Below are 22,644 nucleotides of genomic sequence, written 5' to 3' on the forward strand. Positions count from 1 at the left end.
GCGAGGCGTTCCGTTCCGCGGGTTGTGGGGGCAGTGGTCCTTGGACGCGCTCATCACACCGATCCGGCCGCGGCGGGGCCGGGCGCCGGCGAACGTCCCTTCCCCTCGGCCTGCTTGACGGCGTCGGCGATCCGGACCAACACCTCGGGGTCGCGTGGAAGGAGCAGGGGGACCGCCCCGCCGAAGGGCGCGGCCGCCGGCTGCCCGCTCGTCCTTCTCCGCGCGGCCGCCGTGATCGTGGCGGCCCAGGCGGCAGCGGCGGCGAGGTCGTGTGCGCCGGGCGCGCCGTCGAGTCGCCGCCCTTCGGACCGCAGCCGCTCCAACTCCGTGTCGTGGACGGCGTCGTAGAGCTCGCGGTCCAGGAGCGTCTCGATCTCCCGCAGGCCGTTGAGGACGGTGCTGCGGCGCCAGGTGGCCCACAGGAGCGGGGAACGGGGCCGGTCCAGGCGCAGCGACCGCTCCCGCAGCACCGGTTCGAGCACGGCCTCCAGCGGGGCCAGACGTACGAAGTCGCCCCAGGCCGACAGGTGGTGGACCACGACCGGCAGCAGGACCCCCGCCACCGTCAGCAGCGCGCCGAGACCGGCGCACAGGGGCGGGACGGACGTACCCAGCGTCGGCCAGTCCCGGCCGGACCACCGCGCCGCCACCGCGAGGAGTTTGGAGCTGCTGTAGCCGGCGCTGAGGACCGTTCCCGCCCCGATCGTCAGCAGGCTCGCGCGCAGCCAGGGCCGCTGCCGTACCTCCGGTTCGCGGGCCCAGCGCAGTGCCCACAGGGCACTGACGCCCGTGGCCGTCAGGTGGGCGAGGAGGTACAGCACGACCATCTCGGCGACCCACGGAGCCATCGCGTAGTAGGTGTCGAAGTCGGTGCGGCGCTCCTTCGTGGTGTGCCCCAGGGTGAAGAGGACGGCGATGCCGACGAGCACCGCCGCGTAGCCGCAGATCCAGTTGCAGGTCGTCCGGCGTACGGAGGGGCCGCCGCGCCAGCAGGCGATCAGGACCAGCAGGGCCGCGCTGTACGCGGTGATCGCCGCGTAGGTCAGCGGTGCGGCCGCGTTGGGTACCCCGGTGACATGGTTGATCAGCGCCACCGTGGGCGGCGCTCCGAAGAGGAAGCACAGCGAGGCGAATGCCAGGACCCCGACGATGGCGCGCAGCGACGGATCCGGCCGGCGGCGGGTGAGGTCGGGCAGCCGGAACAGCAGCGCGACCCACAGCAGTCCGCAACTGACGTAGTTGATCGCCCCGTTCATCGCCGGCTCCGCTGGTAGCCGAGCGAGTCGGCGATGCGGCGGGCTGTGTCCCCGGCGATCACGTCCCGCTCCATCAGCGTGCGCATCTGCTGGCCGACGAGGATCCCGAACAACTCGGCCTCCTTCTCCGGGTCCTCGTCGAAACCCGAGCGCGCCGCGGCCGGCCGGACGCCGTGCGGATGGCCGGGTGCCGAGGGGGAGGGTGCCTCGGCCGCCGCTCGCTCAGGGGTGAGGGCGTCCTTCTGCCTCATGTGCCACAACTCGTGACCGAGGATCTGCGCCTGGTGCCAGACCTCGGCGTCCGCCTCGACGATGACGTCGTCCTGGTGCGTCCGCTCCACCCACATCCCGGTGGCACCGAACTCCCGGGGGATGCGCACCCGGTGCACCTCGAGCCTCCGCTCGCCGCGCCACCGCCTGGCGGAGTCGACCAGGGCCTGGAAGAGCATTTCCGGGTCGGGCGGGCATCCCGGTGCGGCCGCGCCGTCCTCGTCGGCGGCGAGGACGTCCTGTACGGGTCCGATCAGCGTCTGCGCGAACTCGCGCATCTCCCCGTCGCGTTGCCGGATCCGCCGCCACTGCCGTATGCCGGCCAGCGGGTTCATCGCCGCCCGCCCCGGTTCGCGGGGAACGGGAGGCCGCGCGCCGGTGCCGGGAGGCGGTGCGCGGTGCGCAGGCCGGGCGACCGCGCCGTACGCGGCGGCTCGGCGGCGCCACCGGTCATGACGTGGGCGTCGTCTGCTGGCACTGAGCATTCTCCCGCGTGCGTTGGGTGAACCGGGCTGGACCCGACCGAGGGTATCTGTACCGTCCCCCGGCCGGTCGGCAATGTGCGCAGACCTTCCGCTGCCCGCCAGGAAGCACATCACCTCCACCGGACGTTCACCGAACGGTCACGCCGTCCCCGGTGCGGGGCGCGTCGCCCAGGCCGCGGTGGGCACCTCGTCCGCCGCCCAGGCGGCGAAGGCGGTGGCGGGGCGGCCCAGGACCTGCTCGACCCCGTCGGAGACGTAGGCGTCGGCGCCCGTGCGGATTCCCTCCAGCATCGCCATCCGCCACCGCACGTAGCCCTCCGGCGTGCCGGCCGCCCGCAACCGCGCCGCATGCGCGGCCGGCTCCTCGGGTTCGTAGCGCACCTCGGTCCCGGAGGCGGCGGAGAGGGCCGCCGCGGCCTCCTCGAAGGTCACCGCGGCCGGACCCGACAGGGCGATCCGCTCCCCGGTGAACGTCCGGTCGGCGAGCACCCTCGCGGCCACCTCCGCGATGTCGCGCACGTCGACGAAGGGTTCGGCCGCGTCGCCCACCGGCGCGGTGATGACCCCGTCGACCGGAGCGAACATCGCCTCGGTGAAGTTCTGTGCGAAGTGCGCGGGGCGCAGCACCGTCCAGGGAACCGGCCCCGAGGCCAGGGCCCGCTCGGCGAGGTCCACCGCGCCGCCGGGCAGGAACTCCACCCCGCGCGCCGACAGCAGTACGGCATGCCGCACTCCCGCCCGGTCCGCGGCGCCGAGGAGGGCGGCCAGCGGGCCGCTCCAGTCCCGTGCGGAGCCGGGGCCCACGACGAACACCGCCTCGGCGCCCGCGAGCACGGGCTGCCAGGTCGTGCCGTCCCGCCAGTCGAAGCGGACCGCCGAACTCCGGCTGGCCGGTACCGCCTGGTGCCCCTGTTCCTCCAGCAGCCCGGTGAGGCGCCGCCCGACTTTGCCGTTTCCGCCAAGAACGATGATCTTTGCCATGCCCCCACGTTATGGACCCGTCGGCCGATGATGGATAGGTGATCGGCCAGAGAACATTCGTGTTCGTCCACGCCGGGACGGGGTGATCGCCTCTCCGCCGGCGGGCCGACCGGCGGCCCTCCGGTGGCGACGGGTATGGGGCGGTCGGCCCCGGAAGGGCCGAAGGGCCCCGTGGCAGGAAGGAACAGCCGGGTCAACCTGAAGGTGGAGGGGCGTCACGGGTGGAGGCGGGAAAGATGACCATGAGCGGACTGGTGGTCGTGGGTGTGGACGGCTCCGCCTCGAGTCTCGCCGCGGTGGACGCGGCGGCACATGAGGCACGGCTGCGTGGTGCGGGTCTGCGGATCGTGCACGCGTTCGTGTGGCCCGCGACGCACGTGCCGCTGGGGCCGTGGCCGCTGGGCCCGCCCGAGGGCGGCATCCGGAACATGGTCGAGCACCTCGTGGCCGAGGCGGTGCAGCGGGCCCGGGCGGCGGCACCGGAGGTCGATGTCGGTCATGTCGTGGTGACCGGTGAGCCGCTGACGGTCCTGGAGGCGCAGTCGCGCGCCGCCGAGCTGGTCGTGGTCGGGTCCAGGGGGATGGGCGGGTTCGTCGGGCTGCTGGTGGGCTCGACGGCCGTTCACCTGGTGGCCCACGGGCGGTGCCCGGTCCTGGTGGTGCGCGAACAGCCCCGTGCCCCTGGGCCGATCGTGCTGGGTGCGGACGGCTCGCCCGCGGGCGAGCGGGCCGTGGACTTCGCCTTCGCCGAGGCCGCGTTCCGCAAGGCCGACCTGCTGGCGCTGCACGCCTGGACCACCTGGAACGCGCCGCTGCCCCCGCCCCGCGACCCGTCGCTGCCGTACGCGAACCCGCCGGGCGCGCTGGCCGCGGAGGAGGACCGCCTGCTGTCCGAGGCACTGGCCGGTCACCAGGACCGGTATCCGGAGGTGCCGGTGGAGCACCGGGTGGTGCACGGCAGGACGCGGGAGGTGCTGATCGAGGCGAGCCGGTCCGCTCAGCTGATGGTCGTCGGCGCTCGGGGACGTGACGGTTTCGCGGGCCTGCTCCTGGGATCGGTCAGCCAGGCCCTGCTCCATCACGCGCACTGCCCGCTGGCGGTGGTGCGGGGAGCGGGCGAGCACCGCTGACGGCCACGGCCGGCGTCCGCCCGGATGCGGGGCGGGTCGGCGCGAAGCGGGTCAGGACGGGCCCGCACACGGCGAGGAGGAACACGTAGGCGGTGACGAGAGCCCCGAGGCGCTGCTGTGCGGTACCGGCGAGGCCGACGATGACGACGGAGAACTCGCCGCGGGCGATGAGGGCGGTGCCGGCCCGGAGCCGCCCGCGGCGGCCCGCGCCGTCGCGGGCGGCCGCGTACCAGCCGGCGGCCAGTTTGGTGGCGGCGCCGGCCAGGGCCAGCGCGATGGCGGCGGGCAGCATGGGCACCAGATCACCGGGGGCCACGGAGATGCCGAGGGCGAGGAAGAAGACGGCCGCGAACAGGTCGCGCAGCGGGCTGAGCACGGCCCGTGCCCGTTCGGCGGCGGTGCCGGTCAGGGCGAGTCCCATGAGGAAGGCGCCGACGGCGGCGGACACGTGGACGATCTCCGCGAGCGCGGCGACGACGAGGGTGATGCCGAGGACGCGCAGGAGCACCTGCTCGGGGTCGGGATGGGTCAGGACGCGGCCGACATGGTGCCCCCAGCGGGCGGAGACGAGGATCGCGGTGGCGACGGCCGCCGCGGCCGCCAGGACGGCCAGCAGCGCCTGCCACCAGGCGCCGCCGGCGGTGACGACGGCGAGCAGCGGCAGATAGGCGGCCATCGCGAAGTCCTCCATCACCAGCACCGACAGCACCGCCGGGGTCTCCCGGTTGCCGAGGCGGTGCAGGTCGCCGAGGAGGCGGGCGATGACGCCGGAGGAGGAGACGTAGGTGGCCCCGGCCAGTGCGAGGATGCCCGTGCTGTCCAGCCCGAGCAGCCATCCCGCGACGGCGCCGGGGCCGGCGTTGAGGACGAGGTCGACGGCCGCGGAGCCGCGGTGGCGGTGCAGGCCGGCGGTGAACTCCCGGACGGTGAAGTCCAGTCCGAGGATGAAGAGCAGGAGGATGACCCCGATCGAGGCGCCGGTGTCGACGAAGTCCCGGGCGGCCGGGACCGCGGCGACACCGCCGTCGCCCAGGGCCAGCCCCGCGAGCAGGTACAGCGGTACGGGGGTGAGGGCGTAGCGTCGTGCGAGGGTGCCGAGCAGGCTCAGCACGGTCAGGATGACCCCGAGTTCCAGCAGCAGGGCCACGGGTGTGCGCACCGCTCAGCCCTGGACGATGCGCTGGACGCCGCCGATGCCCTCGCGGGTGCCGATGACCACCAGGACGTCTCCGGCCCGCAGGGTCTGCCCCGGCCCCGGTGAGGCGATGACGTCCTCGCCCCGGACGACGGCCACGATCGAGGCGCCGGTGCGGGTACGGGCCCTGGTGTCGCCCAGGGCACGGCCGGCGAACGGGCTCTCGGCGCGCACCTCGACCTGCCCGGCGCTCAGGCCGGGCACCTCCCGGGTCAGGTCGGCGAAGCGTTCGGCGATGCGGGGGGCGCCGAGGATCTCCGCGAGGGTGTCGGCCTCCTCGCTGGTGAGCCGGAAGACCGGGCGGGCCTCGTCGGGGTCGTCGCCGGGATACAGCACCACTTCGAAGTCCCCGGAGCGCTGCACGACGACCCCGAGCCGGTCTCCTTCGTGGTTGACGAACTCGTAGCGCATCCCCACCCCTGGCAGCAGCACCTCGTTGACGTCCACCCGCATCACTCCGTCAGCCGTGAAGTCGTGGCCCGCCCGGACCCGTGGCGCGATCCGCCGGGTCCGGCCCTTACGGGTTGACGCCAGTGTCCGGGCCGCCGGGCCGCGTCGGCAGGGCTGAGCGGGCCTTTCGGGCGACCTGATGGCCCCTGGCCCCGGGGACCGGCGGTACCGAGGCTGGGAACGGAAGCGGCCGCTCGCCGGTGGTGTGCCGGCGCGGGAGCGGGCGGCGAGCGGCCCGAAGCCACCGGGAGGGACCGTGAGGATCGGCCTTGGGAAGCGCCTTGGGGAGGGACTTGGGAAGAGCCTTGGGGAGGGACTTGGGAAGAGTCTCGGAGGGAGAAGGGAGCGGGCGGCCCGGGCCGCTCGCGGCGGTGACCTCGGCCGTGGTCACGCCGATCACCCCCACTGCTCCTGGACGCCGGCCCCCGCGCACCCGCCGGGCGCGGGCCCCCGCCCTTCGCGGACGCGCCGGGTGACGGTTCTGGGCGCTGCCGCCGCACTCCTGCTGCTGGCCACCGCCTGCGGCGGGCGGCCGGGCCCCGCCGCCGGGACGACGCCCCCGCCGCCGACCGCCGCGGCTTCCGGCACCCCGCCCCGGACGGAGAAGGCACGGGCGGGCTTCGTCGTGATCGGGGACTTCGGCACCGGCGGCGCGGCGCAGCGCGCCGTCGCCCGGGCCATGCGGACCTGGGAACGGTCCGGGCACCGGGTGGATGCCCTGGTCACCACCGGGGACAACGTCTATCCGGACGGCAGTCCGCGCCTGTTCGCCTCCCGTCTGGACGAGCCCTACCGCCCCCTGCGACGCCCGACGTGGATCACTCTCGGCAACCACGACGTGCAGAACGGGCACGGGCAGGCCGAACTGCGCCACCTGGGCCTGCCGGACCTGCCGTACGCGAAGCAACTGCCCGGTGCGCAGATCCTGTTCCTCGACGCCGACCACGTCGACGCGGCCCAGACCCGCTGGCTGGAGCGCCGCCTGTCCGCCGCCGGCCCCCCGGTGCGCGTGGTGGTCTTCCACCAGCCGGCCTGGTCCTGCTCGCGGCACGGCTCCACGCCCGCGGTCGACGCCCGCTGGGTGCCGGTTCTGGAACGCCACCGGGTCACGCTCGTGCTGAACGGCCACGACCACAACTACCAGCGGTTCACCTCCGCGCACGGTGTCACCTACATCGTGACCGGGGGCGGGGGCGCCTCGCTGTACCCGGTTGCCTCGGGCTGCCGGACTCCACCCCGCGCCGCTGCCGCCTCGCACCACCACTTCACCGCCGTCGAGGTCACGGCGGCCCACGTGACCGTCACCGCGGTGCGCGACGACGGTGCCGTCCTGGACCGCGTCGTGCTGCCGGTGCCGCGACCGTCCGGACTGCCGCCGCAGTGATGCCGGCGCCCCGCGGACACGGCTGCGGGCGCCGGAAGGCGCAGGCGTGCGGTGCGGGCGGAGTGGTTCATGGTGCGGCTCGGTCGGATCGGGGGCGGCAGGCGTCGGCGCCGTCACTCCTCCGGGTGAATGAAGCCCGCGTCACACGGCCGGCGGAATACCCCCACCGGTATCTCTGTTACGTTGGCTGTCAGATACCCCCCGGGGTAATTGTCGGGATATGGGGTCGCTTCGGAGGCCGGACTGACACTCACGACTCCCGATCACTGACATTCACCGACACGCAAGGAGCCGACCAACGATGTTGTCCTTCTTCAAACGCCGGGGAGCCGGCAGGCTGACGCCCGCCGAAGCCCACCGCCGGCACACCGAGGGCGAGGCAGTCCTGCTCGACGTCCGCGAGAAGGCGGAGTGGAACGCCGGACACGCGCCGAAGGCGCTGCACCTGCCGCTGACCCGCCTGATGTCGGGAGCCGGGCTGCCGGCGTCCGCCCGGGGCAAGCCGGTGATGACCATCTGCCGTTCCGGTCACCGCTCCCGGCAGGCCGCCAAGCTGCTGGCCGCCCAGGGCGTGGAGGTCAGTGACGTGGCCGGGGGCATGACGGCCTGGGCCCGTGAGGGTCTGCCCGTCAACCGCGGCAACGGCCGTCGAGGCTCCATGGCATGAGCGCGATGATCCTGGCCCTCGTCCCGGCCGCGGTGTCCGGGCCGGCGCCCGGCACACCGGGCGGCGGCGGTGTCCTGCCCATGCGCATACCGATCCACCTGCTCGAATCGACCGCCGCTCGGCCTCCGGCGCGGTTACCCCGGCCGGCCCGCTGAGCGTGGCCGCCACCCCGGCGGCCGCCCCGCGCGGTTACGCCCGTTCCGGGCGTGCGCGGCGGGCGCCGGGTGCTCCGATCGCCGCCGCCGGACCGCTTCCGGCGGCCGGGGCCGGGGCCGGCGCGGTCGCGGACCGCCTGCCGCAGCCGGGCTGACCGCCCCATCCGCGTCCTCACCGCTCTCACCGCTCCGCGGCCGGGAGGACGTCCCGCCCCGGCAAGGCCAGGGCCGCGGTACGCACCCGGCCCGCGCCTCCGGGACCGCGGTCACGAGGCACGAGCCGGGGACGCGCCCACCGGGCCGCTGAGCGACGGCTTCGTCGCCGCTCGCGCACCGGTCAGGGCACCGGCCTTCCGGACGCGGTACGCCCTCGGCACCGGTCCGCCGGACGTCGCGGCGCACTCATCGGCCCGGCTGTCCTGGGGCGCGGGGGTCACAGGGCCCGCGCCGGGCGGTGAACGCCTGGTTCACCGGGGTCGAGGCCGGCCCGCCCGGTACGCCGCACGGCCGACGTGTCGGTCTCCGGCCCCGCTGCCTCGGCGCCTCGCCGTCGCGCCCCGGCCGGGAGCGCTCAGATACACCGGCGCCGTGCTCCGGCCGGTTCCCGGCTCGTCGCACCACACCCCCGCACCACACCCCCGCACCACACCCCCGCACCACACCCCCGCACCACACCCCTGTACCACACCCCTGTACCACACCCCCGCACCACACCCCTGCACTCCGCCCCCGTACGCACCCAATCCGGCCCATCCCTGCCATCCCGCGGTTCTGCCCACCGCCTCTGCTCACCGCATCCGTTGGAGGACAGCTCATGAACGCCGATCTCTCGAAGCCCACCGGCGGCACGATCACCGCCGCACCACCCGGAACCGGGAAGAAGGTCCGACCAGGGCCGCTCGGACGCCTCGGCGCCTGGGCGGCCACCCACGTCAAACTCGTCGTCGTCATCTGGGTGGCGGTCGTGGCGGTGCTCGGCGCCTTCGCCCCGCAGATCAACTCAGCCCTCTCCGGCGCCGGGTGGCAGGCCGACGGATCCCAGTCGGTCAAGGCCCGCCAGATCGCCCAGCAGCACTTCGGCGGCAACGCCTCCTCCGCGCTGCAGGTCGTGATCTCCTCCGACCGGCCCGTGAGCGACCAGGGCGTCCAGCGCGTCATCACCCGCGCCACCGCCGTCCTCAAGGACGACAGCCGTATCGGCACCGTCGTCCCGCCCCAGCCCGGGGCCACGATCAGCGCCGACGGCCACACCGCCGTCGTGCTGGCGGGCGCCAAGGCCGACACCAACGAGATGGTCCGCGCGGCGGACGATCTGAAGGGCCCGCTCGCCGCGCTGTCCGGCGACGGCGTGAGCGTGCACGCCACCGGATCATCCGTCCTCTGGAGCGACTTCAACGCCGCCAACCACGACGCGATGATCCACTCCGAGCTGCTGTCCTGGCCCGTCACCCTGGTCATCCTCGTGCTGGCCTTCGGATCCCTGGTCGCCGCGGGGCTGCCCCTGCTGCTGACCCTCGCCGGACTCGCCGCCTCCGCCGGATCCCTCGTCCTGCTCACCCAGCTGACGCCGATCTCCATCTGGGCGATGAACTTCGCCATGATGTTCGCCCTCGCCCTGGGCATCGACTACGCCCTGTTCATGGTGATGCGGTTCCGCGGCGCCCGCATGGGGCGCGCCCGCAGCACCGTGGACGCCGTGACCGAGACCATGGACACGGCGGGCAAGGCCGTCCTGCTGTCCGGTGCCACCGTCCTGGTCAGCCTGTCGGCGGTGATGCTGGTGCCCTCGCCGGCGTTCCGGTCCATGGCCGGCGGCATCATGCTCGCCGTCGCCTTCGTGCTGGCCGCCACGCTCACCCTGCTGCCCGCCGTGCTGGGCAAGCTCGGCCACCGTGTCGACTCCCTCGCCCTGCCCTGGGTCCGCGTCGGTGAACACCGCTCACCGCGCTTCAACGCCTGGGGCGAGCGCCTGTGGCGCCGACCGGTGCTGTACGGCGTGGCCGCGCTGGCCGTCCTGGTCGCCCTGGCCGCCCCCGTGATCGGGCTGCGCACCGCGATGCCCTCCATCGACGTCCTGCCCAAGGACGCCTCCGCACGAGCGGGCTACACCGCCGTCCAGGAGAGCTTCGGCGCGGGGGCTCCGGGGACGCTGCAGATCGTGACGCCCAGCGGCCGGGCCGCCGCTGCCACCGCCCAGCTCAAGGACACTCCCGGCATCGCCGGTGTGATGCCGGCCCAGCAGGCCGCCGACGGGTCCCGCTGGTCGCTGATCCAGGCCGTCCCCACCGTCGACCCCTCCGACCCGGCTCTGGCCGGCACCGTGCACGACCTGCGCGCCGAACTGCCCGGCGGCTCTCTCGTCGGCGGCGCCGCGGTGGAGAACCTGGACCTGCAGCACCTGCTCAAGGAGAAGACCCCGCTGGTCATCGGCGTCGTCCTGGTCCTCGGATTCGCCCTGCTCCTGCTGGCCCTGCAGGCACCCCTCATCGCCGCCCTGGGCACGTTGGCCAGCCTGCTGTCCACCGGAGCGGCCTTCGGCACGGCACGGCTGGTCTTCCAGGACGGACACGGGGCGGGGCTGCTCGGGTTCACACCCCAGGGCTTCCTCGACGGCTGGGCCCCGGTGTTCTTCTTCGCCATGATCTTCGCCATCGCGATGGACTACACCGTTTTCCTCCTGGCCTCCGCCAAGGAGCACTTCGAACGCAGCGGTGACCCACGCGAGGCCATGACCGGTGCCCTGGCCCACTCCGGCCGGGTCATCTTCGCCGCGGCCGCGGTCATGGTCGCCGTCTTCTTCACCTTCGCGATCTCCGGGCCCCTGCCGCCCAAGGAGATGGGCATCGTGCTGGGCGTGGCCGTCCTCCTCGACGCCGCCCTGGTCCGCCTGGTCCTGCTACCGGTCATGCTGCGCCTCACCGGCCGGGCCGCCTGGTGGTCGCCCTCCTGGCTGCGCAGGATCCTGCCCGACATCCACTTCTCCCACGGCTGATCCCCCCTCCACGGCGCACCGCCCCGGGCAACCGGGGCGGTGCGCCGATGACGGATGAGTGAGGGAGGAGAGAACATTCGCATCCGTCTACGCTGACGGGGTGGACGTGCTCAGCGACCAGCTCGCCCGCGCCCGGGCACGGGGCGCGGTCTTCTCCACCCTGCGCCGTACCGCACCCTGGGGACTGGGGTTCACCGGGCGGCGGCCCTTGACGGCGCACATCCTGCTCGACGGCACCGCCTGGCTGACCGCGGCCCGTGCGGAACCGGTGCGGCTCGGGGCGGGCGACGTCGTCCTCGCCACCGCCGGAGAGCCGTACCGGCTCGTCAGTGGGATCGGCGCCGACGCCGAAACCATCACCGACGCCCGCCGCCGCGGCAGTGACCACGGACCGGGACCCGCCTCCCACATCCTCTGCGGTGCCTACGTCGTGGAAGGCAGCGTGGGCAGGAGCCTGCTGGAGTCCCTGCCCCGGTTCGCCCGGATACCCGCACCCGCGCAGAGCCCCCGGCACCGCAACGCGATCGGCCTGCTGGCCGCCGAGGCCGGAACGCACGGATCTGGGCAGCAGGTGCTCCTCGACCGGCTCCTGGACCTCAACCTGGTGTACGCGCTGCGCGATTGGTGGCAGCGGGACGAAGACCGGGCGCCCGGCTGGTACCGGGCGCTGGCCCATCCCGGACTCGCCCAGGTCATCCGGTCGGTGCACGAACGGCCGGAGCTGCGCTGGACGCTGCAGACGATGGCGGACGCCGCGGCCATGTCCCGGGCCGGCTTCGCCGCCACCTTCAAGGAGGTCGTCGGGCAGAGCCCCGGCGCGTACCTGACCGAGCTGCGGATGGGACACGCGGAGGACGCGCTGCTGCGCACCGACGCCACCCTGGCCTCCGTCGCGGCCGGCGTCGGCTACCGCAACGAGTTCGCGTTCGCCACGGCCTTCCGCCGTACCCACGGCCTCCCGCCCGGCCGGTGGCGCACCGCACACCGGCAGGCCACCGCCGGCCGGGAGGCCGGCGACCACGCGTCCTGAGCCGGCCGCCGCCCGGGCGGCTCACCGGCGCACGAGCGCCAGCACCTCCTCCCGCACCCGCACCAGTGCCGCCGTGTCCGCCGCTTCGACATTGAGCCGCAGCAGCGGTTCGGTGTTGGAGGGGCGCAGGTTGAACCACCAGGCGGGGGTGGAGACGGTCAGTCCGTCGAGCCCGTCGACGGTGGCCTCGGGGCGCGCGGCGAAGTGCACGCGTACGGCCGCGAGGGCGGAGTCCGGGTCGGGGACCGCGGTGTTGATCTCCCCTGACCCCGCATGGCGCTGGTAGCGCCCGACCAGGTGCGACAAGGGCTCCGGCTGCGAGCCGAGGGCGGCGACCACGTGCAGGGCGGCGAGCATGCCGGTGTCCGCGTTGTAGAAGTCGCGGAAGTAGTAGTGCGCCGAGTGCTCACCACCGAACACCGCGCCCGTGCGGGCCATTTCGGCCTTGATGAAGGAGTGGCCCACCCGGGTGCGGACCGGGGTGCCGCCGAGCTCGCGGACCACCTCGGGCACGGTCCGTGAGGTGATCAGGTTGTGCAGCATGGTGCTTCCCGGGTGATCGGTCAAGCTTCTCTCACACGGTGACAACTTCTCTGCCCAGGGGACTGGATGACGTGAGTTGCATGGCCACCTGCCTGATGGACCCCGCGCCTGCTGATGCGTAACCCAGAGGCATGCGATCCTCCGGGCAGCGTCGCAAGCGGGGGTGGGCCATGGCCGATGCTTGGAACGTAGTGGGTACCGTGATCGGAGCTGGTGGTGTGGCCGCCGCTTGAGATTCGAGGCGTGGTGTCGCACGCAAACAGTCTCTGGACGTCGAAGGGTAACCACCAGAGCGCGTAGGGAACTTGTGGCAGCAGTGGGGAGCACCACGGAAGAACCCCCGCCGTCCTGGCCGTGCAGCGGATGCCTTACTCTGCCCTTCCATGACACGCAGGGGGGCATGATGCGGCTGAGGCGCGGGGGTAGACGGCTGACGGTAGCCGTGTTGACAGTCGTGTTCGGCGCGGCCGTGGCGGGCTGCGGGTCTCGGCACCCGGTCGCGGCTCCCGACGGCGGACAACAGATCTCGGGCATGGCCGATTACGCCAGGCTGGATGACGTGCCCGAGCAGGTGGAAGCAGACGGCACGACCATCTTGGTGGGCGATCCCCGGGCGCGGATTACCGTGCACCTCTACGAAGACCCGCGCTGCCCGTACTGCCGGCGATTCGAGACCTCGGGCGGGGGCCTGGTCCTGACCAAGTGGGTTCTACGGCGCAAGGTCAAGGTCGAGTACACGATGGCGTCGTTCCTGGACGAACGGCTGGGAGGAAGCGGGTCGAAGAAGGCGGTCAACGCGCTGCGCGCGGCGGTGGAGAAGGGGAAATTCGCCGACTACCACGCCCTCCTCTACCGGAACCAGCCTTCCGAGGAGGTCGACGGGTTCACCTACGAGCGCCTGCTGCAGTTGGGGAGCAAGGTGAAGGGACTACGAAGCCGGTCCTTTGACACCGCGGTGAAGTCCATGAAGTACCGGGATTTCGTGGATTCCTCCGAGAAGGTGTTCGATGCCGCTGGGCACTACAACGGGCACGCCGGGCCGGGCACGCCTACCGCCGAAGTCAACGGGTACCGAATCCCCGTCGAGTACAGCGGGCTCCTCTACAGCGCAGATCTCTTCGACGAATACCTGACAAAGGTGGTCGGTGCGGCGACGTGACGATCGGTTGCCCCCGACGACGTTGCGTCTGGATCGTCACGGTAACTGCTCCTTTCGTGGCCTCAGTCAACGTCTGCCCATGCAGTAATGACTACCGATAGCCGCTCGGGAGGTGCGATGACGAACCAAGTGCATGTTGACACACGCTCAACGATCCCATCGACTTGATGTGCCTCACCGTGAACCAACGCTTCTGGCGCAGTTCCATATGGGGCACGTCCGGTCTTCGCTGCTGCACCGGCGAAGGGCTCCCGGGCACAGTTGCGGTAGGGAAACCGTGGCATCTGCCGCAAGAACGTCGTCTGGCTGTTCGGCGTAGTACATGAAAGAAACTACCGTATGTTCAGGTGGCATTGCCGACTTTCCGAGTCCCGTGTGCAAGCCGAGTTGCTGATGGCTTAGAGTGACCTCTCGTTGGAGTGGTTGGGCGCTGTCTCATGTAAGACGTCGAGCGCTCTTCTAGGATTGGTATGCACATACATGCGAATTGCGAAACGACTGGACACGCCGAATCGGTGTGTCGATAACGTGGGATGTCCAGCGGTATTCTCTACGACGTCAAGCGATGTTGCTTTCATCGGATACACCGCTTCGTCTGAGCTTCGCGAATCACTCCCCGGTGGTTCGGGAGTGAGTGAAGGAGAGGAGCTCGTAGTGGTTCCACGGAGCGTTCTCATTAGCGCCGGATGGAACCCTCCGACTGTTTGATTGAGAGGGCGTGATTCAAGATGGGTGACCCCTTATTGAATCACGCCATCGCCGTCCGGGTGGTATAGGTATGCAAGATCTGCGAAGTCGTAAAATTTGCGAAGCTTGCCCCCGTGCGGCGCCACGAGGTTCCGTGGTGTCCGTGTGGATTCCCAGAACTCCCTGACTATTTCATTGCTCAGAATGTGGCGCAAAGAGGCTTGCACCTCATCGTCGTTCACGTAACCTAGCCTCGATCTTGCGTGAGGGTCCGTCAGCTTGCTGACGGACCTTTCCGGATCGCTCGGGGCGGTTATTTCTACAGGTGGGCAGGCTGGTGGCCCGGCTGTCGCGTCGGGTGGGCGCCGGGTTCCACGGCTCCGGTCGGGTGGTGCTGCTCGTAGGAGCGGGAGGTTGCTGGTCAGCCGGGGTTCGGCAGGGCTGCGAGCCGTTGCAGGGCTTCGGTGATCAGGCCGGTCCAGGGCCAGTGCCTGGCGAGGCGGAGGATGCGGCGGCGTCCGGTGGTGACGAGCTGAGCGGCCGCGGAGAACAGCCGCAGCCGCAGGCGGCGGGGCTCCCACCGGCGGGTTTGGCCGGTGAGGGCGAGCATCGGCATCCAGGCCAGCAGGTCCAGGGCGATCTGGACGATCTCGAGCCAGATCCGGTTCTGTGCGGCGTCGTGCAGGGGGAGGTTGCGCAGGCCGGTGGCGCGTGCGGCACGGATGCGGTCCTCGGCCCTCGCGCGCTGGCGGTGCCGCAGCTCCAGCTGGGCGATCGGGGTGTGCCGAGTGTTGGTGGCGAAGCAGGTCAGGCGCATGCCGTCGGCGTCGGTGAGACGCAACTGGGCGCCGGGGTGCGGCCGTTCCTTCCGCACGATCAGCCGCATTCCCCTGGGCCAGCCCTTGAGGCAGTCGCCCTCGATCTCGGCGACCCAGGCGCCGTCGCGGATCTCGCCGTCGGGCTCGACGGCCGGCGTCCAGGCCGATGCCGGGACCTTCAAAACCGCGTGGTGGATGGCGTCGGTGATGGTCATGCCGACCGAGTAGGACAGCCATCGGCCGCGGACGGACAGCCAGTCGACGAACTCGTGGGTGCCCCCGCCGGAGTCGGTGCGGAGCAGCGTCTGCCGTCCGCGCCGGTACTTCTTCGGCAGCTGTGCCAGGGCGAGCCGGGCGGCTTCGATGTGGTCGGCGGCGGTGTTGCTGCCCGCATTCCCGGGCCGCAGCAGGGCGGCCACCGGCTCCCCGGACCCGCCCCGGCCGTGGTCGACGAACCCCATCAGCGGATGATGGCCGAAGGTCTTCTTCCAGGTCGCGGCCGCGCCCTGTTTCTCGGAATGCGCGATCACCAGCACCCCGTCCAGGTCCACGACCACCTGACCGGAAGCGTCCGGCGCCGCGTCACCGGCCAACGTCCACACATATTCACGGGCTTGAGCGCGGGCCTGGCGCAGTGCGGTCAGCGCACGCTTCCCGTCCGCTGCCAGCGTGTCGACCAGCCGGGACACCGTTGGGTCGGAAGCCACTGGCCCGAACACCGCCGGCTCGGCCCGCAGCATGCCCACGTCTGCCAGGCAGTCTCCGCCCAGCGCGACAGCGAGCGCCACATCCAGCAGGATCTTGCCCGGATCATGTACCGCCCGCGGCTTGCGCCACGGCGCCAGCGCCGCCGATATCGCCTGATCCAGACCGGTCTTGCGGACCGTTTCCGCCAGCAGCACCCCGCCGGCCTGGGAAACCACCCCGCGACCACCGCCTTCGGTACGGACACGCGGGTAGAATCCGATACGCTTCTTCATCTGGAGAGTGCTTCTTTCCTGCGACGGCCTGGACCCTAGACAAGTCCCATCGTTGCAGTTCAGGAGCACTCTCTGCGTTTCTGATCACCCACCGGACGCCCTGCCGCGTGAAAGCGCGAGGCTAGTTCGTAGCACATGCAGCAGTGCGAGATGATCAGGTTGCAGTAAAGGTACTGCTTCTTGCGCTCGCTGGGAAGGTTGAGGTCGTAGCCCGCCCAGCATTCCATCAGGAGGGGATCGTTTATAGCCATCTCGAGCAGCTTAATATGCCGAGCTCGAACCGCTGCTTCTGCCGAACGTTGCGCCGCCTTGTGTTGTTCAAGCGAGCTTTCACGTTGCAGGCAAAGCTCAGCTGTTTGGGCTTCAAGGGTCTCACGTTGCAGGCGGGACTCTTGCGTCTGGGATACGAGTATCTCGCGTTGTAAGCGAGACTCTTCGCTCTGCAAGCGAAACGTACGGGCGATGTAGATGAGCACCACGATCGAGGTGGCGGCAGCAGCGGCCCCGTAGGATTGGCCTGCGTTGCCCATGGCTGTCGATTGCACAGTGGGAATGCTAGTCAGTGCGAGAGTAAGGCCAACCGATCCGATACACGAGACCAGTGTGATGATACCGAGAGTGTAAGTCTCTCGTACGCGGCGTGGCGCCATGGGTTCCTCCGCTACACCGAAGTGCTTCCCGCACTTCTCGGTGTACTTTCCCCCGTGGTATGGGATGGAAACGGATCAATGGGGGCACGTACGGCGCACGGAGGGTGCACACTGGCGGAGTTTTTGCAGTCCGGAAAAATCGCCGTGGGCAGCGTCTCGATTGCCAGTCCTATTGCCGGTGGTCCCTCTGGTGTCATGTCTCCAACGAAGGCATGGTAGATCGAGGGGGTCTCTGTTCGATACCGTCAGAACTCCTGGTTCCAGGCAGAAAGACATCGAAGAGTACTTGTGCATCGTTGCGACCGCCATGCGCTCTTGATTCCCTACTGAAGGGCAAGGGCCCCGAGCGAGTGGAGCCGACCATTCTCTCGCTGCTGCCCCAATTGCCAACCCAAGACGAAGCCCGCTGCCCTCCGGCCGCGAGGTTTCCATAGACGTGACCAAGTTCCGCCGATGAGCTCTGACAGCGGCCAACACAATGAGGCGGCTCCGCCACGATGGCGTGTAGGGCCGCAGTTGAGCATCTCGTCCGGTGTGGGGGAGTTGCCGTGGAGAGTGTCAGATGAGCTGTGGGGCCGCCTGGAACCGTTGCTGCCGCGGCGCGAGCGACGCTTTCGCCACTCGGACCGCAAGCCGTTGCCAGACCGCAGGTGCTGAGCGGGATCCCGGGCGTGCGGCATCTCCTGCGCGTTGTTGGAGTACCAGATCGTGATCGGGCCGTGGGCGTCGGCTGAGGCGCCGGAGTCGGATCCGCCGCTGCCGCACGCACTGAGCGTCAGGTGGGCCACCGGCAGCAGGGCGAGAAGGGCCTTCTTCATTGGACGTTCACTTTCTTGCTGGGGAATCACTTGCGGTACGGCTCGACCGGTGCGTGCTTGCCCCGGCCCGTCCCGGGGGCGGGGCGCACCGGAACGCCGCGGGTTTCAGCGGACCGGCGCGGGGCCGGAGGAGGCGAGCACCAACAGGATGGTGGGCTCGAGCTCCACGTCGGCGGTGGCGCCGGTCTCGATCAGTTCCACCCAGTGCCTGGGCGGATGCTCGGCTCCAGCAGACGGGGTCGGCGCGGCAGGTGGTCAGCGGGAGGCTGGTGTAGGAAGCGAGCGGCGCGTCGTCGAAGCCGACCACCGACAGGTCTTCGGGCAGCCGAAGTCCGGAGTCCTGAGCGACCGCCATCCCGGCCGTGGCCGAGAGGTCGTTGCCGCAGACGATGGCCGGTCGAGCAGCGTCCTGGTGGCCCGGGCTCTATTGTCTGTTTTTCGCGGCCGTGGGTCCGGACACCGGCGTCGGCGAAGCACGGGCCGCCCGCTCCTGAACCTCCCGTACCGCCGCCGGCCCCGGGCCCCCGGGCCTAGAATTCAGGCCATGGGAAGGACCGACCGTGCCAGCCGGGTGATCGCGGCGCCACCGGCGACCGTCTACGGTGCCCTTCTGGACCGGCAGGCCCTGGAGGTCTGGCTGCCGCCGGACGGCATGCGCGGGCGGGTCGAGCAGTGGGATCCCCGGCCCGGTGGCGGGTTCCGGATGGTCCTGACCTACCTCGACCCCACCGACAGCCCCGGCAAGACGTCGGAGGCGACGGATGTCGTCGACGTCGGGTTCGCCGACCTGGTGCCACCGGAGCGCGTGGTGCAGCGGGCGGTGTTCGAGGCCGACGATCCCTCGTACGCGGGCACGATGACGATGACCTGGCACCTGGCCGCCGTCGGTGAGGCGACCACCGGTGCGGCGGCCACCGGTGAGGCGACCGAGGTGACCGTCACCGCCACGGACGTGCCGCCCGGCATCGACCAGGCGGCCCACGAGGCCGGAATCGCCTCCTCGCTGGCCAACCTGGCGTCGTACGTCGAGGCGGCCGGCTGACCCGGGCGCCCGGGGCCCGGCATCGGACCACGGCGGAGACCCCGATGCCCCGGCGGCCCGCGGCTCACGCGGCTTCGCCGCCTCCCGGACGGCTCAGGAGCGGCCGTCTCGTACCGCGGGCGACCGGTGGTGCGGAAGGTCTGGATCGTCAGCCCCTTCGGGGTGGACCGCAGGTCGACCAGTCCGAGCCCCGGGTCCGGACCGGTGGCCGGGAAGAGCCGCGTGCCTCGGCCGACGACCACGGGACGGGTGAGCAGCACGGTCTCGTCCACCAGCCGGTGCTCGAGGAGCCACCGGATCAGGGCGCCGCTGCCCCAGACCTGCAGCTCACCGCCGGGCGCGGCGCGCAGTTCGCCGACGGCGGCCGCAAGGTCGCCGGACAGGACGGTCGTGCCCGCCCGCCGCGGATCGGTGAGCGTGGTGGAGGCGACGTACTCGGGCCGCGTGTTCAACGCCTGTCCGACGGGGTTTCCCGGATCCATGCCCGCACCCCAGGAGCCGGCGAAGATCTCGTAGGTGCGCCGGCCGAACAGGAACGCGTCGGCGCGCCGGAAGGTCCGGCTGATGAACGCCGACGCCTGGTCGTCGAGCAACGGCGGGGCCCACCCGCAGCGCTCGAACCCGCCGCCGTCCTCGCCCGCGCGTCTGCTTCGCGCCGGGCGCCGCCTGCGTCGATCCGTCGATGTCCTTGCGTCGATGTCCTTGCGTCACTCCGTCGACGGAGACGTTCGTGACGGTCGTCAGCTTCATGGTCGTGGTGCCGTTCGGGCAGGAGTCGTCGTTCGGTACGACCGCAGCGCGGCGCCGATCTCATCGGTCGCGCACGCATCCGCCCTCTCCGGAACCGGCGGTCACAAGACCTACGGCGGTGTGGATCACCCGGTCGGCCGAGCCTGAGGCCGGGCTGCCCGGGCACCCGCCGGTCCAGGCCTCCGTGCGTTTCCTCCAGGCGCGCTGTGAGGCCGCGTCAGGGGTGGTGCCGCGGTCGTCCCCGAGCGACCTGCGGTGCCACCTCGCTGACGCCCACGCGAGCGGCTGAGGACGGCCGGCCGCCGGGGCACCCGAGTCACTTTTCCGGCGTACGCCGGTGACGGTGGCCGTGACGGACCCTTCGCGTACGCCGGTGACGGTGGCCGTGACGGACCCCGCGCGTACGCCGGTGACCGTGGCCGTGACGGACCCCGCGGCGCCCTCAGCGCCACCCGCTCCGGGTGAGGGCCAGCAGCACGACAGCCAGTACCTGGATGGCGATCACGACCGTGATCAGCAGGGGGATCGAGTAGCCGTACAGGCCACCCGTCAGGGCGCCGCCGGCCAGGCTCGCCGCACCGACCACGCCGGCGAACAGGCCGTAGGCGGTCGCCCTGCGTCCCACGGGTACGAGGTCGGCGACGGTGGCGCGCAGAGTGGACTCCTGGATGCCCACGGCCGCGCCCCACACCAGCGACCCCGCGACCGCGACGGCGACCGTGTCCGTGAACGCCAGGGCCACCACCGCCGCGGTCAGCGCCGGCAGAGCGACCAGCACGCGCGGGCCGATCCGGTCGTAGAGCCATCCGGTGGCCAGCGCGGCGACGGCGTCCACGGCCATCGCCGCCGCGTACAGCACCGGCACCCACGCGGCGGCCAGCAGATGACGCTGGACCAGGTGGTAGGAGAGCACACCGAAGGTGGCGAAGCCGGTCGTGGTGGCCGCCGTGAAGGCGGCGTACGTCCAGAACGCTCCCGGCAGCCGGCCGCCCCGCGTCCGAGCCCGCGCCGTCGCGGGCTCGGACGCGGCGGTGTCGAGCCGGCGTTCGAAGGATTCCGGATCCGGTACCCGGGCGCGCAGCCGGACGAGCAGCAGCAGTACGGCGATGCCGGGGACGGCGAGCACACCGAGCGCCGGGCCGTAGTCGTTCCCGGTCAGCGCGAGCACGCCCGCCACCAGCAGCGGCCCGGCGATGGCGCCGATCTGGTCCAGCGCCTCGTGCACGGCGAAGCCCCGGCCGCGCCCGGTCGCGGCGGTGGCGTGCGAGAGGAGCGTGTCCTTGGCGGGCGAGCGCACCGCCTTGCCGACGCGTTCAGCGATCACCAGCACGCACGCGGCCCACAGTGCCCCGGCCACGCCCAGCAGCGGCACCGAGACGACGGTCAGGGCGTACCCGGCGATCGCCAGGCCCCAGAAACGGCGCGTCCGGTCCGCCAGCGGACCCGAGACCAGCCGCAGCCCCAGCGCCGCCGCCTCTCCCGCGCCGGTGACCACCCCGACGACCAGGGAGGACGCACCCAGGGAAGCCAGCAGGGGGCCGGTGACCGAGCGGGCGCCCTCGTACACCACGTCGGCCAGCAGGCTGACGACACCGAACCAGACCACGAACCGCCACGGCCCCATTCGCGCCGGCTGCTCCGTGCCGTGCTCCCCGGGCACCGGCCTGTTCACGCCCACAACGCCCCCACGAAGCGGAGACCGTCGGATGCCGTACCCGGCCCGACCGTCACACCGGCTGTCACACCGGCCGCGACGCCGTTCCCGCCGATGGAGATCGTCGCTCGCGGGGAACCGTCCGTCGGTCCAGTCATCACTGCCTCCACGTCGCCGGGCGGCGCGTCACCGCCGCCGCACGCCATCCTGCCGCCCGCGGCGGGCACCGTCTGCGGCGGGTCCCGCCGGCCCGCTCCGGGGAATGGCCGCCGTTCATCCGCCTCTGCCCATGCGCGAGACACCAGCATCCAGCGGGCACACGGCAGCATCCAGCGCGCACATGGCAGTTGGATGCCACGGTGACCCGCCGTGTGCCGATCGGCTCGCTCGCCACTGTCGCCCGAGCAGCCTTCGACCGTCACCGAAGCAGCCTTCGACCGTCACCGAAGCAGTTCGCAACAGCAGTTCTCAACAGTGGCCGAAAGAGACCCCGATAAATGCCTGTTGCACCACAACCATCCGGAGGCTCAGGCGGTCTGACTTGGTGACCGATACGCGTGGACAGCGTTCTTCGCCATGTTCTCCGGCTCTTTGCGGGGCTTCGCTCCGAGCCGCTCGTGTTCGCTGTCCGCGTCAGCTTCACCACCCTGCGAGTCACACACCAAGAAGTGGGGGAACTTCCACATGCGTGCTCGATCCGTCCTGGTCGTCGCGGCGGCGTCCGCCTGCGTCCTGCTGCCGGCGACCTCCGCGTTCGCCGGCACCGGCCCGGCTCCGTCGCCCGGCAAGCAGAGTCCGACCGCCCGTTCGGCCGCCCCGTCCGAGGCCGGCAACCCCATGAGCGTGAAGGCGCAGGCGGCCGGCGTCTGCTCGGACGCCTACCAGATCGGCGCCACCGCCTACATCAACCGCGGCGGCGCGCACGTCGCCTCCGTGAAGCAGTTCTACTCACCCAAGTGCAAGGCGAACTACGGCTACGTCTGGGTGTGGCAGAGCTTCCGCGACAAGATCAAGGACTACGACGTCAGCGCCGGCGTCTACAGCTACTCCCGTGACAAGGTCGTGGGCCAGGACTGGTGGAACGCCACCAACGGCCAGGAGTTCTGGTCCCTGCCCGCCGACACGGTCAAGGAGTGCACCTCGGCCATCGGCACCTTGCGTGCTCCCGGCGACCCGGTGCCGGGCCAGGCCACCACGGCCAAGCGCTGCTGATCTCGCTCCGGACCCACGGGCCCCGGCCGGCGCGCGGCGGCCGGGGCCCGCGTCTGTTCGGGCCGCGGACAGCGGGTACGGGCCCCCGGGTCCTCCCGTCCTCACCGGCGCGTCCCGTCGCCCACCTTCACGGTCGTCGTTCCGCGGCGCCGCCGCACCCGAGGCCGGGCGGGGCGTCCGCGCCCTCACGCCTCAGGGCCGCCCGCGGCGCCCGCGGCGTCCGCGGCGGCGGCGACGAAGGAGGCCGACCGAGCGACGGCGGTCGTCCTGTGACCACGCGAGGACCAGCCGGCTGTGGGGCGCGTCGATCACGGGGCGGTGGACGAGACCGGGGTG

Annotated in this window: 17 protein-coding genes and 4 pseudogenes; 10 read left to right on the forward strand and 11 right to left on the reverse strand. The window is 71.7% G+C overall.

Translation table 11 applies throughout. The features are described 5' to 3' along the window. Window positions 1–53: 53 nt before the first annotated feature. The 3 genes from ACJ9NR_RS36835 to ACJ9NR_RS36845 all read right to left on the reverse strand — a co-directional run bounded on the left by ACJ9NR_RS36835 (window position 54) and on the right by ACJ9NR_RS36845 (window position 2,992). On the reverse strand, window positions 54–1,256 hold the full coding sequence (locus tag ACJ9NR_RS36835) for a hypothetical protein (RefSeq protein WP_412492651.1): 1,203 nt from the start codon (window positions 1,254–1,256) through the stop codon (window positions 54–56). Further along, a complete protein-coding gene (locus ACJ9NR_RS36840; protein ID WP_412492652.1) occupies window positions 1,253–1,861 on the reverse strand; it encodes a toxin in 609 nt (202 codons plus the stop codon). Before ACJ9NR_RS36840 ends, ACJ9NR_RS36835 begins: the two co-directional genes overlap by 4 nt. A gap of 288 nt (window positions 1,862–2,149) precedes the next feature. Continuing rightward, on the reverse strand, window positions 2,150–2,992 hold the full coding sequence (locus ACJ9NR_RS36845; protein WP_412492653.1) for an NAD(P)H-binding protein: 843 nt from the start codon (window positions 2,990–2,992) through the stop codon (window positions 2,150–2,152). Window positions 2,993–3,234: 242 nt separating this feature from the next. Here ACJ9NR_RS36845 and ACJ9NR_RS36850 point away from each other — a divergent pair, with 242 nt between their 5' ends. Next, on the forward strand, window positions 3,235–4,122 hold the full coding sequence (locus ACJ9NR_RS36850) for a universal stress protein (RefSeq protein WP_412492965.1): 888 nt from the start codon (window positions 3,235–3,237) through the stop codon (window positions 4,120–4,122). Here ACJ9NR_RS36850 and ACJ9NR_RS36855 read toward each other — a convergent pair. Further along, window positions 4,052–5,281 carry a cation:proton antiporter gene (locus ACJ9NR_RS36855; RefSeq protein WP_412492654.1) on the reverse strand — a complete coding sequence of 410 codons (1,230 nt, stop codon included), beginning with the start codon at window positions 5,279–5,281 and terminating at the stop codon, window positions 4,052–4,054. The two genes, ACJ9NR_RS36850 and ACJ9NR_RS36855, sit on opposite strands and share 71 nt — an antisense overlap. 3 nt (window positions 5,282–5,284) lie before the next feature. Further along, complete coding sequence (locus ACJ9NR_RS36860; protein WP_412492655.1) at window positions 5,285–5,764, reverse strand: cation:proton antiporter regulatory subunit; 480 nt, start codon at window positions 5,762–5,764, stop codon at window positions 5,285–5,287. A gap of 475 nt (window positions 5,765–6,239) precedes the next feature. On the opposite strand from ACJ9NR_RS36860, the gene ACJ9NR_RS36865 reads away from it, so the two are divergent. From ACJ9NR_RS36865 to ACJ9NR_RS36885, 5 genes are all read left to right on the forward strand, one after another. Continuing rightward, the gene (locus ACJ9NR_RS36865) at window positions 6,240–7,151 is read left to right on the forward strand and encodes a metallophosphoesterase family protein (RefSeq protein ID WP_412492656.1); all 912 of its coding nucleotides are present in this window, start codon (window positions 6,240–6,242) and stop codon (window positions 7,149–7,151) included. Window positions 7,152–7,452: 301 nt separating this feature from the next. Next, window positions 7,453–7,818 (forward strand): rhodanese-like domain-containing protein, encoded by a 366-nt coding sequence (locus ACJ9NR_RS36870; protein ID WP_412492657.1) that lies wholly within the window; start codon window positions 7,453–7,455, stop codon window positions 7,816–7,818. Continuing rightward, the gene (locus ACJ9NR_RS36875) at window positions 7,815–7,973 is read left to right on the forward strand and encodes a hypothetical protein (protein ID WP_412492658.1); all 159 of its coding nucleotides are present in this window, start codon (window positions 7,815–7,817) and stop codon (window positions 7,971–7,973) included. Before ACJ9NR_RS36870 ends, ACJ9NR_RS36875 begins: the two co-directional genes overlap by 4 nt. Before the next feature lie 814 nt (window positions 7,974–8,787). Continuing rightward, window positions 8,788–10,965 (forward strand): MMPL family transporter, encoded by a 2,178-nt coding sequence (locus ACJ9NR_RS36880; RefSeq protein ID WP_412492659.1) that lies wholly within the window; start codon window positions 8,788–8,790, stop codon window positions 10,963–10,965. 100 nt (window positions 10,966–11,065) lie between these two features. Next, a complete protein-coding gene (locus ACJ9NR_RS36885) occupies window positions 11,066–11,995 on the forward strand; it encodes an AraC family transcriptional regulator (RefSeq protein WP_412492660.1) in 930 nt (309 codons plus the stop codon). Between the two features lie 21 nt (window positions 11,996–12,016). Here ACJ9NR_RS36885 and ACJ9NR_RS36890 read toward each other — a convergent pair. Continuing rightward, a pseudogene (locus ACJ9NR_RS36890) lies at window positions 12,017–12,568 on the reverse strand (phosphohexomutase domain-containing protein); the annotation flags it as partial. 412 nt (window positions 12,569–12,980) lie between these two features. On the opposite strand from ACJ9NR_RS36890, the gene ACJ9NR_RS36895 reads away from it, so the two are divergent. Further along, window positions 12,981–13,697, forward strand: coding sequence for a DsbA family protein (locus tag ACJ9NR_RS36895; RefSeq protein ID WP_412492662.1), 717 nt, complete (start codon window positions 12,981–12,983; stop codon window positions 13,695–13,697). A gap of 1,108 nt (window positions 13,698–14,805) precedes the next feature. Here ACJ9NR_RS36895 and ACJ9NR_RS36900 read toward each other — a convergent pair. Both ACJ9NR_RS36900 and ACJ9NR_RS36905 read right to left on the reverse strand, forming a co-directional pair. After that, window positions 14,806–16,182 carry an IS1380 family transposase gene (locus tag ACJ9NR_RS36900; protein ID WP_412492663.1) on the reverse strand — a complete coding sequence of 459 codons (1,377 nt, stop codon included), beginning with the start codon at window positions 16,180–16,182 and terminating at the stop codon, window positions 14,806–14,808. 59 nt (window positions 16,183–16,241) lie between these two features. Beyond that, window positions 16,242–16,727, reverse strand: a complete 486-nt coding sequence (locus ACJ9NR_RS36905) for a DUF6082 family protein (protein ID WP_412492664.1) — start codon at window positions 16,725–16,727, stop codon at window positions 16,242–16,244. Window positions 16,728–17,285: 558 nt separating this feature from the next. On the opposite strand from ACJ9NR_RS36905, the pseudogene ACJ9NR_RS36910 reads away from it, so the two are divergent. Further along, window positions 17,286–17,483 (forward strand): annotated as a pseudogene (locus ACJ9NR_RS36910) (hypothetical protein); the annotation flags it as partial. 429 nt (window positions 17,484–17,912) lie between these two features. Here ACJ9NR_RS36910 and ACJ9NR_RS36915 read toward each other — a convergent pair. Further along, window positions 17,913–18,005, reverse strand: a pseudogene (locus ACJ9NR_RS36915) (substrate-binding domain-containing protein); the annotation flags it as partial. 189 nt (window positions 18,006–18,194) lie between these two features. Between ACJ9NR_RS36915 and ACJ9NR_RS36920 the strand changes: the two are divergent. Further along, window positions 18,195–18,692, forward strand: a complete 498-nt coding sequence (locus tag ACJ9NR_RS36920) for an SRPBCC family protein (protein WP_412492665.1) — start codon at window positions 18,195–18,197, stop codon at window positions 18,690–18,692. A 209-nt stretch (window positions 18,693–18,901) separates the two neighbouring features. Here the strand turns inward: ACJ9NR_RS36920 and ACJ9NR_RS36925 are convergent. Next, window positions 18,902–19,285, reverse strand: a pseudogene (locus ACJ9NR_RS36925) (dihydrofolate reductase family protein); the annotation flags it as partial. A 599-nt stretch (window positions 19,286–19,884) separates the two neighbouring features. After that, a complete protein-coding gene (locus ACJ9NR_RS36930) occupies window positions 19,885–21,066 on the reverse strand; it encodes an MFS transporter (RefSeq protein WP_412492666.1) in 1,182 nt (393 codons plus the stop codon). A gap of 714 nt (window positions 21,067–21,780) precedes the next feature. Here ACJ9NR_RS36930 and ACJ9NR_RS36935 point away from each other — a divergent pair. Next, complete coding sequence (locus ACJ9NR_RS36935) at window positions 21,781–22,308, forward strand: hypothetical protein (protein WP_412492667.1); 528 nt, start codon at window positions 21,781–21,783, stop codon at window positions 22,306–22,308. The last annotated feature ends 336 nt before the right edge of the window (window positions 22,309–22,644 follow it).

Source organism: Streptomyces sediminimaris (genome assembly GCF_047049295.1).
Taxonomy (GTDB): domain Bacteria; phylum Actinomycetota; class Actinomycetes; order Streptomycetales; family Streptomycetaceae; genus Streptomyces; species Streptomyces sediminimaris.

Coding starts and splice junctions, on each gene's coding strand:
- ACJ9NR_RS36870 (WP_412492657.1), top strand. CDS start 7,453: ATGTTGTCCTTCTTCAAACGCCGGGGAGCCGGCAGGCTGACGCCCGCC.
- ACJ9NR_RS36850 (WP_412492965.1), top strand. CDS start 3,235: ATGAGCGGACTGGTGGTCGTGGGTGTGGACGGCTCCGCCTCGAGTCTC.
- ACJ9NR_RS36930 (WP_412492666.1), bottom strand. CDS start 21,066: ATGGGGCCGTGGCGGTTCGTGGTCTGGTTCGGTGTCGTCAGCCTGCTG.
- ACJ9NR_RS36845 (WP_412492653.1), bottom strand. CDS start 2,992: ATGGCAAAGATCATCGTTCTTGGCGGAAACGGCAAAGTCGGGCGGCGC.
- ACJ9NR_RS36900 (WP_412492663.1), bottom strand. CDS start 16,182: ATGAAGAAGCGTATCGGATTCTACCCGCGTGTCCGTACCGAAGGCGGT.
- ACJ9NR_RS36875 (WP_412492658.1), top strand. CDS start 7,815: ATGAGCGCGATGATCCTGGCCCTCGTCCCGGCCGCGGTGTCCGGGCCG.
- ACJ9NR_RS36840 (WP_412492652.1), bottom strand. CDS start 1,861: ATGAACCCGCTGGCCGGCATACGGCAGTGGCGGCGGATCCGGCAACGC.
- ACJ9NR_RS36935 (WP_412492667.1), top strand. CDS start 21,781: ATGCGTGCTCGATCCGTCCTGGTCGTCGCGGCGGCGTCCGCCTGCGTC.
- ACJ9NR_RS36880 (WP_412492659.1), top strand. CDS start 8,788: ATGAACGCCGATCTCTCGAAGCCCACCGGCGGCACGATCACCGCCGCA.
- ACJ9NR_RS36920 (WP_412492665.1), top strand. CDS start 18,195: ATGGGAAGGACCGACCGTGCCAGCCGGGTGATCGCGGCGCCACCGGCG.
- ACJ9NR_RS36835 (WP_412492651.1), bottom strand. CDS start 1,256: ATGAACGGGGCGATCAACTACGTCAGTTGCGGACTGCTGTGGGTCGCG.